13 protein-coding genes and 1 pseudogene are annotated in these 17,605 nt (G+C 43.9%); 3 read left to right on the top strand and 11 right to left on the bottom strand.

Annotated features, from left to right (window positions below; genetic code table 11):
* Nucleotides 1–139: 139 nt before the first annotated feature.
* From KHN79_RS17625 to KHN79_RS17610, 4 genes are all read right to left on the bottom strand, one after another.
* Nucleotides 140–964 (bottom strand): oxidoreductase, encoded by an 825-nt coding sequence (locus KHN79_RS17625; RefSeq protein ID WP_244812778.1) that lies wholly within the window; start codon nt 962–964, stop codon nt 140–142.
* A complete protein-coding gene (locus KHN79_RS17620; protein ID WP_182009971.1) occupies nt 954–1,988 on the bottom strand; it encodes a 4Fe-4S dicluster domain-containing protein in 1,035 nt (344 codons plus the stop codon). The genes KHN79_RS17625 and KHN79_RS17620 overlap by 11 nt, the downstream gene beginning before the upstream one ends.
* Nucleotides 1,985–4,174, bottom strand: coding sequence for a formate dehydrogenase subunit alpha (fdhF, locus tag KHN79_RS17615; RefSeq protein ID WP_182009972.1), 2,190 nt, complete (start codon nt 4,172–4,174; stop codon nt 1,985–1,987). The genes KHN79_RS17620 and fdhF overlap by 4 nt, the downstream gene beginning before the upstream one ends.
* 96 nt (nt 4,175–4,270) lie before the next feature.
* Nucleotides 4,271–5,098, bottom strand: a complete 828-nt coding sequence (locus KHN79_RS17610) for a formate/nitrite transporter family protein (RefSeq protein WP_182009973.1) — start codon at nt 5,096–5,098, stop codon at nt 4,271–4,273.
* Nucleotides 5,099–5,216: 118 nt separating this feature from the next.
* Here KHN79_RS17610 and KHN79_RS17605 point away from each other — a divergent pair, with 118 nt between their 5' ends.
* On the top strand, nt 5,217–7,937 hold the full coding sequence (locus KHN79_RS17605; protein ID WP_182009974.1) for a cation-transporting P-type ATPase: 2,721 nt from the start codon (nt 5,217–5,219) through the stop codon (nt 7,935–7,937).
* Here KHN79_RS17605 and KHN79_RS17600 read toward each other — a convergent pair.
* From KHN79_RS17600 to KHN79_RS17575, 6 genes are all read right to left on the bottom strand, one after another.
* Nucleotides 7,934–8,506 (bottom strand): protocatechuate 3,4-dioxygenase, encoded by a 573-nt coding sequence (locus KHN79_RS17600; protein ID WP_182009975.1) that lies wholly within the window; start codon nt 8,504–8,506, stop codon nt 7,934–7,936. The two genes, KHN79_RS17605 and KHN79_RS17600, sit on opposite strands and share 4 nt — an antisense overlap.
* A gap of 135 nt (nt 8,507–8,641) precedes the next feature.
* Complete coding sequence (locus tag KHN79_RS17595; protein WP_182009976.1) at nt 8,642–9,313, bottom strand: SPOR domain-containing protein; 672 nt, start codon at nt 9,311–9,313, stop codon at nt 8,642–8,644.
* Nucleotides 9,314–9,448: 135 nt separating this feature from the next.
* A complete protein-coding gene (locus tag KHN79_RS17590; RefSeq protein ID WP_182009977.1) occupies nt 9,449–10,408 on the bottom strand; it encodes an alpha/beta hydrolase in 960 nt (319 codons plus the stop codon).
* 178 nt (nt 10,409–10,586) lie between these two features.
* Complete coding sequence (locus KHN79_RS17585; RefSeq protein ID WP_182009978.1) at nt 10,587–11,720, bottom strand: heme-binding protein; 1,134 nt, start codon at nt 11,718–11,720, stop codon at nt 10,587–10,589.
* A 460-nt stretch (nt 11,721–12,180) separates the two neighbouring features.
* Entirely contained in the window at nt 12,181–13,296 is a 1,116-nt protein-coding gene (locus KHN79_RS17580; protein WP_182009979.1) for a helix-turn-helix transcriptional regulator, read from the bottom strand.
* Nucleotides 13,297–13,594: 298 nt separating this feature from the next.
* Nucleotides 13,595–14,422: a hypothetical protein gene (locus KHN79_RS17575; RefSeq protein ID WP_182009980.1), complete on the bottom strand. Its 828-nt coding sequence runs from the start codon at nt 14,420–14,422 to the stop codon at nt 13,595–13,597.
* A 311-nt stretch (nt 14,423–14,733) separates the two neighbouring features.
* Here KHN79_RS17575 and KHN79_RS21820 point away from each other — a divergent pair.
* Together KHN79_RS21820 and KHN79_RS17565 are read left to right on the top strand one after the other, a co-directional pair.
* Nucleotides 14,734–15,018, top strand: a pseudogene (locus KHN79_RS21820) (PAAR domain-containing protein); the annotation flags it as partial.
* Between the two features lie 874 nt (nt 15,019–15,892).
* Nucleotides 15,893–16,402 carry a hypothetical protein gene (locus KHN79_RS17565; RefSeq protein WP_182009982.1) on the top strand — a complete coding sequence of 170 codons (510 nt, stop codon included), beginning with the start codon at nt 15,893–15,895 and terminating at the stop codon, nt 16,400–16,402.
* Nucleotides 16,403–16,490: 88 nt separating this feature from the next.
* Here KHN79_RS17565 and KHN79_RS17560 read toward each other — a convergent pair whose 3' ends face one another.
* Nucleotides 16,491–17,486, bottom strand: coding sequence for an NADP-dependent oxidoreductase (locus KHN79_RS17560; protein WP_182009983.1), 996 nt, complete (start codon nt 17,484–17,486; stop codon nt 16,491–16,493).
* Nucleotides 17,487–17,605: the final 119 nt, after the last annotated feature.

The raw sequence follows: 17,605 nt of genomic DNA, 5'->3' as shown, positions 1-17,605 counted from the left end.
GCAGCAATTTTAGATGGATAACAAGGCAAAATCACAAGTCAATAGCTAGTCTATTGCGGTGATTTTAACGCAGTTAGGCGCTAGAAGAGTTGTGGTGACTGGCTTAAATTATCCCGAGCTGAGGTTAACTACTATACAGTTATACAGTAAGTGATTCACTCACTTCGGCCCAGCGTAATGTTGGGCCGTGGGTGCAAACATAGTGATTGTTCAGGTAACAATGTCCGCACAAGCCCACCGCACAATGCATCCTTCTCTCTACAGAAAGATAGATGTCTTTTGCATCAATACCGTATGAGACCAGATATTCACTCACGACTCCCATCATGGCTTCTGGCCCTGCTAGCAATACACAGTCTGGCTGTTCACCAAATGACTGCAAAACGGTCGGTAAAATGCTGATTGCCGTACCGACATAGTATTCCTGCTCATCCAACCCGGTGAGATCTTCCACTACGTTGAATATCGGAATGCAGTGTTTCCAGTGATCTCTTTCAGGTGAGAGCAACAAGGTTCGTTTGCTACGCGCTGCATACACCACTTCCAGTTGAGCAAAATTTTGCTGCTCGATAAGTTGCTCAACAACGCTCACTAACGGTGCCAATCCACACCCTCCTCCAATTACCAGGATCTTTCTGTCCGCCAAATCGTCGATTTGCCAGCCGTGTCCATAAGGCCCGCGAGCACCAAGTATCTCGCCTCTGTCTTTAGTAAACAGAGCCTCCGTAACCGAACCCACTTTACGAACCAAAGCGCGAAAGTTACCTAACTCATCAGGCAGCTTAGTAAAGGTAAATGGCGCTTCACCAACGCCCGGTACGCACAGCATAAAAAACTGTCCGCTCTTGGCTCTTGCCCAGTTCGAGTTAAGATCCGATAAGCGAAAATAGTAATGTCTGGTGTCTTCGCCATCATCATAAAAGTCAATAATCTCGATACTGTCCGGAGTTAGGCTAAACATCATCGATAATCCTTTTCATTAATGAATGTACACCAATGACTCCGGGACACGTCTGCTCACAGCGACCACAACCCACACAGCCATAGCGGCCAAATTCAGGTACAAAGTCCATACCGAATTTGTGATACCAAAAGCGCTCTACCCGCTGGCCCGCTTCCTTAGACGGATTATGAAAACTCGCTTCGCGCTGAAAGCCTTCATACAAACAAGAGTCCCAGAATCTGACCTGAGAAGTTCCTGATTTTTCAGCGTTGCTATCATTCGAAACAGAACGGGTTCCAAAACAGGAACATGTCGGGCACAGTGTTGTACATCCGGAACAACCCAAACACTGAATTCCCACTTGTTGCCAGAACTCCTCTGGTACTCTTCCCTCACTGATCTTCTCTATTCCTTCAATAAGGTAACGATCATCAGGAAAAAGCTGCTCACAGTGTGCGATGTTCTCCCAACGCTGACTCTTGTCGTGAGTCGACGCCAATTTCAAATCAAAGCCTTGCAGAGACTCTTCGCCTAGTTTTGTAAGCACAACTAACAGCCATCGTTGCCCATCAAGCGGGTGAAGGGCTAAATCTGCGGTTTCATCACGTACACTCGGGCCCGCGTTTACTGTTGGGCAAAAACCATTTTCACACGGCGCTGTGCAATCCATACCGACCAGTAAAGCTTGTTTTCGGCGCGCCTGATAATACGGGTCTTGGTCAAAAAACTCGTCCTGATAATGAATTGCCACCAAATCGCAACTTTGCACGCCAAACAAAACGAAAGGCTCTACATTGGGTAACGTCTCTTTAAACACCTCACCATCAAATACATACAGTGGCTCTCGTTCAGTAAAAAAGAAACCTTTGGCAGAATGAGTTGGCATTTTATTTATGACTACCGGCAGGTCATGCGCGAGTACTTGCTGCCAATAGTAATCACCTGAATCTTGCTCACTATTAGCAACGATCTGGTACAGCGCCCTACTCTGCAGCAAGTGCAACCTGAGCTCATCTAATGAATCTAACTCGTAAGTCTTAGTCATTTCGTCTCTCCCGGTCGCTCCCACGCTGCAAGCGGCTTATGCCCTTCAGGCAATAGTTCAACTTCTACCGCACACGCTTTTAGTTCGGGCATTTTGGTGACGGGATCCTGCGCGGTATTGGTAAGCTGATTAGAGGGGGCTTCTTTAAAATGATAAGGCATACTCACCACACCAACCGGAACATCATCGGTGATCATAGCTCGTGTTTCGATGTAACCTCGTCTGGAGCGAACGCTGACCGGGCTATATAGAGAGATACCTAACAGGTCGGCATCTTTAGGGTTAATAAACAGAATACCAGGGGGGATTTCCCGCTCTAATAATGGGGATTTTCGCGTCATCGATCCACAACCATAATGGAAATGCAGCCGATTAGTCGTTAACAACAGTGGAAAGTCGGAATCCGGAGACTCATCAACCGGTACATAATGCACAGGCGTTAAACGAGCCCGCCCGATAGGAAACGCTTTCGAATGAAGAACGGGGGTCCCTTCCGGTGCCGTATCGTTACACGGCCACTGTAAACCGTAATGCTGTTCTAATTTGGAATAAGTCATCCCTTGATAAGCGGGCGTGATGGCCGCCATTTCATCAAACACTTCTTCACTGTTTTGCCAGTTCAGAGCACTGCTGCCCATCTTCTCGGCTAGCGCTTGCAACCACTGCCAGTCCGCTTTAGCTTCACCCAATGGCGGCATTGCAGCATTAATCAGCTGTACCCGACGCTCACAATTAGTAAAGGTGCCAGACTTCTCGGCAAAAGAGGAGGCAGGTAAAATATAGTCGGCCAGTTTAGCCGTCTCTGTCATGGTCAGTTCAGCAACCACCAGCAAATCAAGCGATTTATAGGCAAGTTTAACGTGGTTCTGGTCAGGGTCAGTAACCACCGGATCTTCACCAAACAGAATTTGCGCTCGAAAATGCCCGTCCAGTGTGCCTTTGCTCATGCCTAAAGAAGTTAGTCCCTGTGTCGATGCAACCTCGCACTTCCAATAGTCAGAAAACCGCAGTTGAATCTCGCTGTCATCCGCAGATTGATAACCGGGATAAACGTTGGGCAGACAACCCATATCGCAAGCGCCCTGAACATTATTTTGCCCGCGCAGAGGATTGATTCCAGTACCCGGCTTGCCGATGTGTCCGCAAACCAAAGCCAAATCAGCCAAAGCAATGACATTGGAAGTACCACTCACAAATTGGGTTATGCCCATGCCGTACAAAATCATCGCACGTTTTGCCTGGCTGTAATACTGTGCTGCTTGCCTTATCAGGTTGGCCTCTACACCAGTAATACTCTCTACAGATTCAGGCGTTAAGCCCTCGACCTGTTTTTCCAGCTCCTCAAAGCCGTCACAGCGATCGGCAATAAACGCTTTGTCATGCCACTGATTACTCAAAATCACATGAATCATGGCATTAATCAGCGCAATGTTGGAGCCCGGTGTGAGTTGTAAATGTAAATCCGCTAACTTGGCCAGACGTGTCACTCTGGGATCAATGACGATTAACTTGGCACCAGCGAGTTTGGCGCGCATCACCTGTCCACCTAAAACACTGTGGTTTTCGGTCGGATCGGCTCCAATGACGACAATGACCTCTGCTTCAAACAGATCTTTAGTGCTGTTGGTCATAGCGCCCGAACCGAGTACTTGCTTCAAACCAGCAACAGTCGGGCTATGACAAATACGGGCACAGTGATCGACATTGTTAGTACCTAGAACGGCACGGGCGAATTTCTGCGCCGCATAATTATCTTCATTGGTAGCTCGGGCACTGCTTATTACCCCAGTGGCATCAGCGCCGAATTCATCAATGATATCAAGCAGTGTTGAGCTGATTTCTTCGAGCGCTTCATCCCAGGTTATCGGTATAAATTGATCTTTGCAGCGTTTCAGAGGCTGAGTAATTCGGTTCTCAGGGGAAATGGCATAAAGGCTGCTCCACCCTTTCTCACATAATTTACCTTGGCTTATCGGGTGATCTTTTAGCGGGCTGATACCACAAACCTGACCATGTTCATTACAGGAAAGCAGCATTCCGCAACCAACGCCACAAAACGGGCATACGGTTTGGATCGGTTGAGGCCGGACCGTAACGTGATTGAGCAGGGGAACAGATGACAATACACTATCGTCTCCCACCGGAGGAGCAGAAGCTTGGGACAAATTGCGCTGGCGAGAGCTCATAGCTTTACCCTGCTATATAGACCTTACTAAATTATAGCAGTTTCTTATTGTTCGTTAGGCTCTTAGCATTAGAAGAGCCTGTCTCAAAAAAATAAGCTATTGATCGTTTTCTGAATGACCACGCTGGTAGATAATGTGATAAACCAAACCAACGAATACACTTCCTCCCACCAGATTGCCCAAAATCACTGGTAGTAAGTTGCTAATAAAGCCCATCACTCCAACAGAGCTAGCTACTTCTACGGTGCCTGAGCTTTGCAGCATCATAGCTAAAGAAATAAAGTACATATTGGCAATGCTGTGTTCAAAGCCTGCCGCGACGAATGCAGAGATAGGAAAAATTATCGCCACTGCTTTATCTATAACGGTTCGACCTGCGAGTGCCATCCACACTGCCATGCATACTAATACATTACACAGCACGCCACGGAAAAACGCCGTCCAAAAAGGCATATCGCATTTTGCTGCTGCTATCTTTGCGTACGTCATTGCAATCGCGCCTTGATTCATTTGTGGGTGGCCTGACAGAAACACCAGTGCAGCGACTCCAACTGCACCAACAAAGTTTGCTAAACAGACGACCACCCAGTTTTTTAGCAGTTCAGCCGTAGTGATTTTGTTATCTGCCCATGCCATCGCCAATAAGTTGTTGCCGGTAAATAACTCAGCGCCGGCGATGATCACCAAAATTAATCCTAGCGAGAACGTCAGCCCACCGAGAACTTGCTGAGTAGCAAAACTTAACGCAGCATCCGATTTAACGATGGTGAAATACAACCCGCCAAGGCCAATAAAAGCCCCGGCTAAAATCCCCAACATGACCATAGAGAGCAGAGGCAGCCTTGCTTTTGTCACACCAATAGAATCCACTTTCTCTGCGATTTGCTTAGGCGAGAATGAATCAAAACCATAGATGTCAGCCACGAGTGCCTCCCGCTTTCCCGTTTCATAATCATAAGCTAGTCGATATCCTATAATTATCAAATGATGAGCATACCCCCATATGCCACTATTTGGTGACAGATAGCCAGGAGACTCTGATATGGATGAAACCAGTGACCTTTGGCACAACAAATCCATTGAAGAGACGTTTTCCAAACTCTCCAGCCAACCGGACGGACTCGCCCCTCAGGAAGCCCAACAACGCCTCTATCAATTCGGTGCTAATAAACTCCCCGCTGCTCAAGGACGATCGGTATTTCAGCGCTTACTTGGCCAGTTCAACAATGTGTTGATTCATGTGTTGTTGGTCGTAATGGTCGTAACCGCTGCTCTCAACCATTGGCTGGATGCGGCTGTGATCGCAGGCGTGGTGCTCATTAACGCCATCATTGGTTTTCTTCAGGAGGGCAAAGCCGAAAACGCACTCAATGCAATTCAAGCCATGCTCGCCCCAACTGCCTTGGTACTGCGCAATGGACATCAAATCAGTATCGACGCAGAACAGCTGGCGATTGGTGATGTGGTTATCTTGCAATCCGGCGATCGTGTCCCTGCTGACCTTCGCTTGTTCCGCAGCAAAGGCTTGCAAGTCGCAGAAGCAGTATTGACCGGCGAATCAATGACGATAGAAAAAACAACGCAACCTGTCAGTTCAGACAGTGTATTAGCCGACCGCTATTGCATGGTCTACTCGGGTACCATGATAACTCATGGACAAGGCTCAGGCGTTGTCGTGGCAACTGGCGTAAATACAGAACTCGGGAAAATCAGCTCGCTAGTCTCACATGTAAAACCCGCCACCACGCCACTTCTCAAACAAATTGCGCAGTTCAGTCGCTGGTTAACCGCGGGCATATTGATAGTCGCACTCGCGACTTTTGCCTACGGTTTACTGATTCAAGGCTATCCGATCACAGATATGTTCCTTGCCGCTGTGAGCCTGGCCGTCGCAGCAATTCCGGAAGGCTTACCTGCGATCATGACCATCACGCTTGCGATTGGGGTGGAAAGAATGGCAAAACGCAATGCCATCATTCGTCGCCTTCCCGCAGTAGAAACATTGGGCGCAGTTTCAGTTATCTGCACTGATAAAACCGGCACACTGACCCGAAACGAAATGACGGTGAAAACCATCATTACATCGAATACTGAGTTTGAGATCGGTGGCACGGGATTCGATCCTCATGGTGAAGTGTCCGTTAATCAGAAATCGATTTATCCTGAGCAGCACCCATTCTTCATTCAGGCAATCCGTGCTGCGGTTTTGTGCAATGATGCCACCATCAGTCTGCAGGATGAAAAGTGGCAGATACAAGGTGACCCAATGGAGGGCGCACTACTCATAGCCGGCATGAAAGTAGGTATTGATACCGAGACTGAAACGAAAAGCTCTCCCCGAACTGACCTTATTCCGTTTGAGTCAGAACACCGTTTTATGGCGACACTGCACCACAACCATCAAGGCGAAGCATTCATATTCATTAAGGGTGCGCCAGAACAGGTTCTCGACATATGTAACCGACAACATTTCGACCACAGCACGGACAACAGCGCCACTGATATTGACCGCGCATACTGGCACACACAAATTGAAACCTTGGCTAAACAAGGGATGCGGGTTTTAGCTATCGCTTATCGGCCGACTGAGTACACTCAACTTGAGCTTACTTTTGATGACGTTAAAGACAACCTCATCATGCTCGGGCTGTTTGGGCTGATTGACCCACCAAGGCGAGAAGCGATAGATGCGATAGATGTGTGTAAAAATGCCGGTATAAGAGTAAAAATGATGACCGGTGATCATGCGCTTACAGCACAAACGATTGCGAATCAGATTGGGCTTATCAACTCACACAAGGCACTCACAGGACAACAAATCGATGCACTGACGGACGAAGAGCTTTTTGATGTCGCCAGAGAAGTTGATGTTTATGCACGCGTTAGCCCTGAACACAAAATGCGTCTGGTCAACACGCTGCAAAAGCATCAACAGATTGTCGCGATGACTGGCGATGGGGTTAACGATGCGCCTGCACTCAAACGTTCTGACATCGGCACTGCAATGGGAATTACCGGCACAGACTCCGCCAAGGAAGCCGCAGAGATGGTACTCACCGATGATAATTTTGCCTCTATAACCGCAGCGATTGAAGAAGGCAGAGCCGTCTACGACAACCTCAAAAAAGCGATTCTGTTTATCCTGCCAACTAACGGAGGCGAAGCTTTAGTTATTCTGGCCGCCGTGGTTTGGGGCTTTAAAGACCTGCCGCTTACACCGATTCAGATCCTATGGGTTAATATGATCACCGCTGTCACGCTCGCATTGGCTTTAGCGTTTGAGCCTAAAGAACCTAACCTGATGCAACGAAAACCACGCAACCCGAATACACCTCTGCTTACCTCTCATCTTGTCTGGCGTATCGTCTTTGTGTCACTCATATTGATGCTTGGTACGTTAGGCATGTTTGTTTGGGAAATGGGACTAAATGGAGATATAGCCCGAGCACGCACTATCGCGGTAAACACTCTGGTGATGTTCGAGATATTTTATCTGTTCAATACCCGATACATCCTTGATTCGGTATTCAACCGCCAAGGATTGTTTGGGAATACCTATGTGTTAATCGCAATCGCGGTGCTCATAGTGTTTCAGGCAGGCTTCACTTACCTGCCCTTTATGCAGTTATTGTTCGGCACAACAGGCATTGAGTTTGATGTGTGGTTAAAAATTATCGTCGTTGCTTCTTCAGTACTGTTTTTAGTTGAGCTGGAAAAGTACTTTTTAAACAAATCCATAAAAGATTCAGGCATAGAGACTTAAGCTATAACGAAGGTAAACTCGCCTGTTAAACGCCCGTCTATTTTAACTGGATCAAACTGAAGATAATCACGAGCTTTTCCACCCCACCACTCGTTGCCGGTTTGACCTTTCAAATAGAGCTGTGTGGTTAACAACTCTCGATCACCACGCCAGAGTTTTACATGTATGTGAGGAGGACGAGAGCCATAGGAAACAGGATACAAAGTTTGAAAAAGATAACGCCCGTCATCATCGGAAAGCGCAGCCCCAAAACCGGAAAATTTAGGATCAAAGCTATCGGTACCCGGTTGATTTGGATGGTCGTAGATACCCTGCCCATCACACTGCCAGATCTCGACCTTAACGCCAGAAAGAGGGTTACCCGCTGTATCAACGACCCTACCGAGTAACATAATTGGTTGGCCAACCAATCCTTCCCGCTCCAAAATCAAATTCTCACGCAGAGGAATATCCACAACTGGATAAAAGGGACCTTCTGTTTGTGAAGGCGTTGGCTTCATTACACTTGATGCTTTAACTAAAGGTGTAAGCAGCAATGACCATAATGCTAAAAAGTGGCGTCGTTTCATAGGAACACAACCCGACGTTATTGATTGTTTTAATTGTGGTGGAGATTAAGATATTTTCCAGTTGGATGAGTTACAGAATGATCTTACTAGCTGATCTAACTAACTTTAACCACTTTAATATATCTGCCATCGGGATCACTTAATATAGATATCGTTTGGGGACAAACCATTTTGAATAGCCTGTTTCTTAACAGCGTAAGCCTCTTCACGCGTAACATAAGAAGCAATCACAACAGCATAAAAATTCGAGTTGGTATCAGGATTATAAACAACAGCTTTGTACCTTTTAGTCGCTAATAAATCGACTTGTTCCAAGGCTTTCTCCTTACTATTGTGAAAGCCAACGATTACAAAATACCTCTCATCTCCGGAAGTATTTAATTTTGTACCAAAAACACCACGGAGAAATCGGGAGGATGCACTAATGTTTGGTTCTCTTAGCATACTTGTATTTATATACTCAGCAGCATTTGCACGAGAAAACAGAGAGATATATGCTGTTCTATCGTCCTCTATAGGCGAAGGTAAAGTTTGATGATTACCAAGGTTGCCATTAATAAATGTCGCTAATAGTGCAGGTGCAGCCAACCCTAACTGGAATACTTTGAACTGTTCTTTTTCCGATTTGTGCAGAAACGCAACTAGCGAACCCAAAAACATCAATACAAGACATCGAACAGCTAAACCTATCCAGTCTAAAGTCTCATAACTACCTACGGCTGATTTAAAATCAATCGACAACAATGTAACCAAGTACGGCGTTATTCCACCAATCGAACCCAGAAATATCCTCTGTCTTGCATCCATATAAACCTCGTTGAATTTCTGACACCCAACGTTTTGAAGAAACTTCCTAAATGTCTAACCCTGTATTAGCACACAACGCTTGGTACAAACGGTTATACCAAATAATCTCAAGGAGCTAGGTTCAGTAAGTCGTCACTACTCAAACCGATACGCATTTAAAATAGGATCAAATATCAACCCTTCAGTTCGCTCTGCCCTTTCTCCATTTAAGGCTGCAGTAAAGAACGACTTAACAATGTCATTTGTTTTTTCATAGAAAAGACCATGGGTGTTTCCCACTTTAGGACCATCTGTAAAGTCGAAATACGAAGCGTTTTGCGCGTTCAGATCCCTTGCAGTTCTACCCAATCTATCTTTTTGGAAGTTTGCGTCTGACCACTTCAATACCCAGTCATTCTCATTGATGGTGATATAGACTCGCTTGCCAGCTTCAATTTTTTCAACCCAATGAGCATGACCTTTATTGTCTACGTCTGCCTGACATAAAATAACATTGTCAAATATCCTTGTTTCAGACTCGTAAACCGAATTTATTACATAGTTTTGAAATAAGAAATTGCCCAAGCTATATGTCATAAATGAGAGTTTTATATCGCACTTTTCAAGCGCTTCCTTATTAAATGGCTCTTTCAAGTACTCTCCTAATTTCTCTAAGGTTGCATCCAGAGCTCCTACTGATGCTTGTGCGTTTCGTTTAGCGGTACGGTACTCCTTAGTTGTAATTCCACCCGGATTTGATGGCCATGAAAACACAACAACTTCAACCTCATGTATACGGGCTAAATCTGACGCTTTTTCCAAATTTTTTTCAAAACTCTGGTTGAAACCATGTACAAAGAAAACACAGTTCTTTCTATTCGACGTTAAATCATCTCTCATTTTGTCAAACATTTTCTTTGACGGTATGTTGTTAACGGTAATTTTCGCAGGCTCTTTGACGATTTTCACTTGCCATTTACCACCCACTTTTTCAGCTTCCGCCAGCCTGACTTCATTTGGCCCCTTACTATTTACTCCATCACCAAATGCATTGTGATCACCGACTCCATTTTTGAAGTTTGATTTATTAATATTTCTATTTGTAATTATTAGCATTCTCGTCTCCTAGATAGGGACTAAAGGAATAAACAAACACAATTTTGGCCTGATTATTTAAGCTTTAACTAGAACGTCATTTTGATCCTATAATCGCAATATTAATTATAAAAATAATTTGATTTCGAATTTTATTTAAATCGTATCTCTATATAAACCAGCGAACCCATGACTGTATTTATAGTTCTTCACCGTTCGGTCCTAAGATTTTTTCCATTACATTGATAGAGATGTGAGGCCAACGAATTTTCCCTTCTACACCGTCTCTACGTGCAAAGAAATCGAGGAAGATAAATTGTGAATATGCTAACAACAGTTTTGGGTTACCCATACTATCCAGGCCTTCGCGCTCCATTATCCAGAATGTAGAGCGCATGAGCGAAGCATCTGCCTCTTGCTCTATGAAAGGAATGTTGCGGATACCCGCTTGTCGCACATCAGTGTTAAGCGGTAATACCGTAGTACGCACGATATCGTTAGGCAAAAAGTTCAATAACGCGTTGGAATTCACCGTGTTAAAACCGGGAAAGTTTGGATTGTTGTTCAATACACCTTTAAACGGATTGTGTTTAAAGAAATGATATGGGAAAAGATAGTTACTTGGGTCACTTTGTTCTTCAACTGCTTGTGCGATGAATTGTGCAGGGTCTATACCAGGAGGTACTGGAATAGCACCTTCAGGAAAAGAACTCAGCTCCGGAATTATCGGTTGACCTTCTATAGGATCTCCAGCCTTACCGATGGCGGTTGCTGCATTACCATGTGGGATGGTCGCTAGGCGGGCTACATTAAAACCATCAATCGTTTGCTCCTTCATATGAAGGAAAAATCCGGGCTCATGATGTATGGCCGCGAGCGCATCTCCAGCCACCTGACTTTTCGGGTTATCATCAGATGCTATTTGCGCAATTTGCTGAACATAGTCTAATGCTGCAACTTTTTGGTCTGCCTGCTGGCCATTGATAAAGCCTCTATTCGGTACGTTATCGTCAATGCGATCAAACTTGAGTACCTCATTATATTGATTCATTAAAATACGATATGGCGCGCCAACTTGGTTAGCAAACGGTAAAGCGATTAAGTTCCAACCACGCCCGTCAAAATCACTAGCTCCCGTGCCCGTCAAAGTGCCTTCAGATTGAAATGGATCTGCTTCGCCATCAGATTTGATTAAACGGTGTTCCGGACGAATATTTGCCCAGGTACCAGGTAGATGCTGAAGTGGACCCAAGGCTTGTGCATCATTTTGAGAAAGTGTCGCTTTTCTTATTTCACGAGGTTCAACTGCAGTATTTGGAGTAACGTATGCCATGATAACTACCTTATTAATCCTACTAATTTATTCAAAGCCAACAATACAATGATTACGTGTTGGTATTTTCATGATATCTAGCAGGCACCTAACAAGTTATTATCATCTGATTAATAATGTATGCCGTAGTTTGTTTTAACGGCTTCTCTAGCCTTGACGTTTTACTTTCTTGTCGATGATGATAACTTATTGTATTAATAATGAATACACATCAACTCTCTGCTGAAGTAATTTCTTCCAGAGAGAACATTTATGTGCACCCCACAATATAAGTAAAAATAGATAAGATTATGATTCAAGCAACTATCAAATTTGATAGTTTTATTTATATAAAAAATATAACAAAACATGCCTATTTAGAGTACTAATGAACACAACTAAAGAGTCATCTCATGCTCTTGTTTTAATGTATGAATACCAACCAAAAAAAATTAAAGTACAGATAAAGAATGAATATATTTTATGGTAAGGAAACCACTAAGTTCCTCAGCATGGTACTGACTGCGGCAACTTGGCTATTTGTCTCTGTTTTTCTCAGTATGTTTTTAACATGAAAACGGACTGTTGCTTCTGAAACAAATAAGTTTTGTGATAGCTCTCTGGTTGATTGACCCCGAATTAACCCTTCGGCAATATTGACCTCTGCATTAGAGAGCTTAAACAGCGCCATCAAGTAACGACCTGCCACAGTAAATGAAGATGAAGATACGATAAAGACAATGCAACGGGAGGCATCTCCAAACCATTCCTGATGATTAAAGCTTGAGCACCACGGGAAGCAATATGCGATATGGCGTACACCATTGAACAAAAAAGGCAAACACGTCCCTTCCTGATAGACAGAACCATTCAACATTTTATTGATCTGTGTTGAAAGCTGTAAGTTAGCAGCATCATTTGGTAATTGGATATTGTAATGACTACAAGCATTTTTCATTTTAACCAAGAAAGGAATCGCTTTCTTATTAGAAAAAATCACTTTCCCTCGGATATCAAGCATGATTACTGCCGCTGACAGACGCTCAAAGGTGTCTCCTAAAGCCTCTATTGTAGTATCCTGACTCAAAAGAGTTTTACTGATAAATAATGCTCTCGCCAAATGAGGTAAAATCAACTGTAACTTTTGCTGCTCAGAAGCATTAAACTTCGAGTCAAATCGGGAGCGTGCTACCGCAATAAAAGCCCTTATATTATCAGCCTGATAAAACTTGCCTGCATTAAAGTACGTTTGCCCAATTCCTTTGTAATATTCGTTGTATGCCCAAACCCGTTCCAACTGCTCAAGAGTCCATATATTTTGAGTAAGTAGCGCCTGACCTAAAGGGTTATTCTCAAAGATATCGGTTAATTCATCCCTCTGAATAACATTAGCTTGGTAGTAGTCGACATCACTGGCAGTGACTCCGTTAGAAAAAAGATACCTAAAGTGATGAGCACTCGTATCTTCAATGGCGAAGTTGACAGTGTGACCTCCAATATATTTTTGAATTTCAAGGGATACCGTTGCCCAAGACTCAGAGTTAAGAGCAGCATCATAAATGTTGTCGATGAGTTTAGATAACTGCTCCTGGTTCACAACATAACACCTGATTATTTACATCTTTAACAATAGTAGCATTAAGCGCATAGCATAATGTAAAAAGAGACTTTCCGTAGCAGAATTGAGATTGTGATTGTTCTAGAAGCGTTGTTCTCTTGAGCTACATTCCATTGACGTGAAGCTATTTAAACCATATCTGAGAGTAAAACAGTTTCCGACTTACATAAGGATTATGCAAAAGGCTACCTGTCTCAACCAAAGCTGGCGTGATATCAAATGAAAACAGCGCCAAAATTCAAATTTTGGCGCTGTTTTCATTGTGTGGCGTTTTAGTTTAGAAAAGTGGCACTTCAACCAAATGAATGCTAATTGGATGAATACCGATATTTCTGTGGCTCTTCGTTATATTGATTCGCTGAGACTCGGCAACTAAAAATACTGAAACGTTGCAGCTTTCATAACTGGCTTGTAGATCCCCAATTTCAACACCAAAAGCATCAACGATAGACTTTCGGTAATCATCAGTAAGCAATACAGCATCATCTCCGAGATAGAAATTGTTCTCGATGGTGTAGTAACCATAATCACCGGCAGACTTACATTCGAGCGACTCAGCGTTGTAAGTGTACTTGTGTTCTGAATTCTCGGTGATTTCAATTTGGACATCGTTACCACTTGCCGTACCCACTGCGTGAATGTATTCCGGCAGAGAATCAATACTGCCTTCCACCACAATTACATCACCTCGGGTAAACTTGAACTCGTAAATATTGGCATCTCTGGACAATGGAAATGTGTAGTAACTTCCATTAACACTGTCCCAGTTTTCATTTAGTACCAACTCTTCCCCATCTATATAGGATGAAACTTTATCGGTGTCGCTAACATCCAAACCGCTGTTAGTACCCGTCAGGTGAGATGCACTTATCGTGGATACTCCTGTTACACTCCAATTATTATTGTCAAAGATGATGTTAATATTGTAAGCGAGATCTCTTGTATTATACCCGGAAGATGAAGCACTACCTGGGGTCGTTGCTGCTATCTCTACAACACTGCCGGCAGCAGGAACAGATGACTCTTCTTTCCCTCCACCACCTCCGCCACATGCTGTCAAAACCGAAATACTTGTCATGAGTAGCAATTGTTTTCTGCCTTTCACCTATAACACCTCAAATATAGAGTTTAAAAAATACAAATCGTGAGGGCTCATTAGAACCTACTCATTGCATGTATGTTGCGACCAGGTGAGTATTTTTATCAATAAAAACAAAGCACTAACCTCAAATTAAACACATTGCGAACGTCTTAACAAAATTCCCATCCAGTAATGAGCGATTTGATAAAAGATAATTTGGCGGCAACTTCTTCATAGCTAGTATGTGAACTGAATCCAAAGATTTCCCTAACCACCGGATATCGTTTCCCGACCGGGATTAAGATATGCAACTCAAATCACACAAGGGAGCTGTTATGGGTAAGCCTGCCGCAACATTAACATCTATGCATATCTGTCCCAAAGTTACCGCTAAGGTCCCGCATGTAGGCGGTCCGGTAGTCGCTGGTTCACCCAATGTGAAAATTGGAGGTTTGTCAGCGGCCCGTGAAGGAGACCGACTCATATGTGTCGGCCCACCCGACTCAATAAGCCAAGGCTCTGGCTCAGTATTCATTAATGGTAAACCGGCAGCCAGAATGGGCGACTCAACTAAACACGGTGGTAAGATCGTCATTGGTAACCCAACTGTCTTAATTGGTGAGAAATATCGTGCCGATAAGCAGCCTCCACCTACAACTTATGAAGAAGCAAAACAGCGCTTGTTGGATGCCAAGCCTTATGTCGATGCAGCCCGTGAAGGAGGTGCGGCTTTGCCAGGCTCAGCCTACTCTACTGCTGATAAAAGAGACATTGTTCAAAAAGGATTAGATGAACCACTGCTATTTCGTATTATCGAGTCCGAATACAACAAAGATGATGGCTATATTGGTTACAAACCTGAAGGTGCAACCGAATTAAAGTACTGGACAACCACATTCACTCAAGCTGAACACGGAGATACGGACCCAGAAGCTATCTGCAATGCTGTAGGGATTGAATATAAGCCAGATTGTGAATACACCATATTGCTCATCGACCATAAAAAAGCTAACGAAATAGGCGACATGCTTAGCTTCATCCCTACCTACGAGAGAATTGGTGGGTTTACGGAATCTGAATTGTCCACTGAATTTGAAGATAGCTTCGATTTAATTGCACCATGCATGACACCAGAATTCAGTCGATACTATGAACAAGTCAAAGTATCAGCCGAAGAAGAAGGTATAAAGTTAAAAATGCAGGAAGATTTTATCGAATATTGCCAAGAACTTGGCTTTATCCCTAGCCAGACCGACACCTTACGTACTCGCTTTCAAATCGAACAACGTTTAGGTGCAAACGAACACTTTCTTGGTAACGGCGTCACCAGAGACATTAATGTGTCATATGACACTACGCCGTTTGGTGACATAGATGATGACGTTGAATACGGTCCACCTGAAACCTTTACGTGGGATAAAAACCCACAAACACTAGGAACGTTAGAAAAAGCGGGAGCCATAAATCGAATTAACATCGGGAAAAGAGAAACTAATGAAGCAATTTAAAGATATAGACCCACTAACGGTGGGTCAGGACCCAAACTTGATCGCAACAGTACCGGATGATGATGAAGCAACAAAAAACTTCTACTTTCTATTGATTGATAACTACATCATTCTCGCAACCGCAAAATACTTTACCAACAAGCGAACCGGAAAAAGTAAATGGCTGCACTACCAAATCGAGTTTCCCAAACACGGCTTGCGTTGGTTCCTAGACACACTAGAAGGTAAGTTTTTTAAAACGGCAGCGGAAGGTGGATTACCCAAAGGCAAATTCAACGATGAAGGTGTTGTAGATGGTGAGCGACTAAAACTTGGACGTGCTTTTAATGCCGATGGTGAAGGCGGTGGTGGTTATGCATTTATAACACTAGACAGGAAAGAACCCGAAAGCGTTTGGTCTAAGTCATACACCTTTACCGATGCCCTATTATTTGAGCATGGAATGATCGACACAATGAAAGACATCGCTAACAAAATTGACTCTGGGCAGATATAGCATTCCAACCTTGCACCACAGCGAATAAGGTAAGGATAATTGCGGCTTTGAACAGAAAGCCGCAATGAATTTTCATGTAATCAACGAGTTAAAGTTTAACCAGCATCTTACCTTTGTTTTTGCCTTCAAACAGGCCGATGAATGCTTCAGCTGCATTTTCTAGGCCTTCGTATACCGTCTCTTCAGACTTCACTTTGCCTTCTTTAATCCACTGACCCATTTGCTGAACGAACTCACCAGTGCAATCCCAGTAATCCATTACGATAAAGCCTTGCATTGTCAGCTTTTTAGTGTTGATTTGCAGTAGATTGCTTGGACCCGGTTGAGGCTTATCTGCGTTGTAATCTGCGATCATGCCACATACAGGAATACGACCGTAAGGATTAAGAACTTCTAAGGCTGCCTCTAGGTGCGCACCACCTACGTTCTCAAAGTAAACATCGATGCCCTCTGGCGCAGCTTCGCGTAGTGCTTGAGTCAGATCATTAACTTTTTTGTAGTTGATAACCGCATCTGCGCCCATTGCTTTCACTAGTTCAGCTTTCTCATCCGAGCCTACTGAGCCAATTACTTTACAGCCATGCAGTTTAGCGATTTGACAAACTACGCTACCTACCGCACCGGATGCTGCAGAAACAAAAACAGTATCAGTCGGCTTAAGCTTAGCGATTTTAAACAGCCCTACCCAACCCGTTAACCCAGGCATACCAATAACACCGAGGAAGTGCTGGTCTGGCAAGCCAACTGCTGGAAGTAAAGTTAAATCAGAACCATCACTGATAAACGTCGTACGCCAACCGCTGATGTTGCTGACTTTTGAACCTACCGGGAAGTTGTCATTTTTTGATTCGATGACTTCACCAATTGCACCACCTTCCAATACTTGGTCAATTTCAAAAGGTGGAATGTATGACTCTCTCACATACATACGGCCGCGCATGTATGGGTCAACGGACATCCAAGTGTTCTTGATTAACACTTCACCCTCTTGAATCGCCGGTAACTCGACTTCAACAGACTTAAAGTTTTCTTTTTTCGGCATACCGACTGGGCGTGATGCTAAGTGGATTTGTTGGCTGATCATTATCTTTCTCTCTTACTTTTTTGAGGTACGCGAAACCATTCATCAATAATAAACAGTACTCACGTTTTCGTTTATCTATTGCTTGGCCAGCAAATAGTTTGCGCACAAACAATTTGCGA

Origin of the sequence: Vibrio sp. B1FLJ16, assembly GCF_905175385.1 — a bacterium.
GTDB lineage: Bacteria > Pseudomonadota > Gammaproteobacteria > Enterobacterales > Vibrionaceae > Vibrio.
This window is presented reverse-complemented; position numbering and strand designations above follow the sequence as displayed.

Bases quoted from the DNA above. Each gene is read 5' to 3' on its own strand.
- KHN79_RS17625 (WP_244812778.1), bottom strand. From the start codon at position 964: ATGATGTTTAGCCTAACTCCGGACAGTATCGAGATTATTGACTTTTAT.
- KHN79_RS17620 (WP_182009971.1), bottom strand. From the start codon at position 1,988: ATGACTAAGACTTACGAGTTAGATTCATTAGATGAGCTCAGGTTGCAC.
- fdhF (WP_182009972.1), bottom strand. From the start codon at position 4,174: ATGAGCTCTCGCCAGCGCAATTTGTCCCAAGCTTCTGCTCCTCCGGTG.
- KHN79_RS17605 (WP_182009974.1), top strand. From the start codon at position 5,217: ATGGATGAAACCAGTGACCTTTGGCACAACAAATCCATTGAAGAGACG.
- KHN79_RS17600 (WP_182009975.1), bottom strand. From the start codon at position 8,506: ATGAAACGACGCCACTTTTTAGCATTATGGTCATTGCTGCTTACACCT.
- KHN79_RS17595 (WP_182009976.1), bottom strand. From the start codon at position 9,313: ATGGATGCAAGACAGAGGATATTTCTGGGTTCGATTGGTGGAATAACG.
- KHN79_RS17590 (WP_182009977.1), bottom strand. From the start codon at position 10,408: ATGCTAATAATTACAAATAGAAATATTAATAAATCAAACTTCAAAAAT.
- KHN79_RS17585 (WP_182009978.1), bottom strand. From the start codon at position 11,720: ATGGCATACGTTACTCCAAATACTGCAGTTGAACCTCGTGAAATAAGA.
- KHN79_RS17565 (WP_182009982.1), top strand. From the start codon at position 15,893: ATGAAGCAATTTAAAGATATAGACCCACTAACGGTGGGTCAGGACCCA.
- KHN79_RS17560 (WP_182009983.1), bottom strand. From the start codon at position 17,486: ATGATCAGCCAACAAATCCACTTAGCATCACGCCCAGTCGGTATGCCG.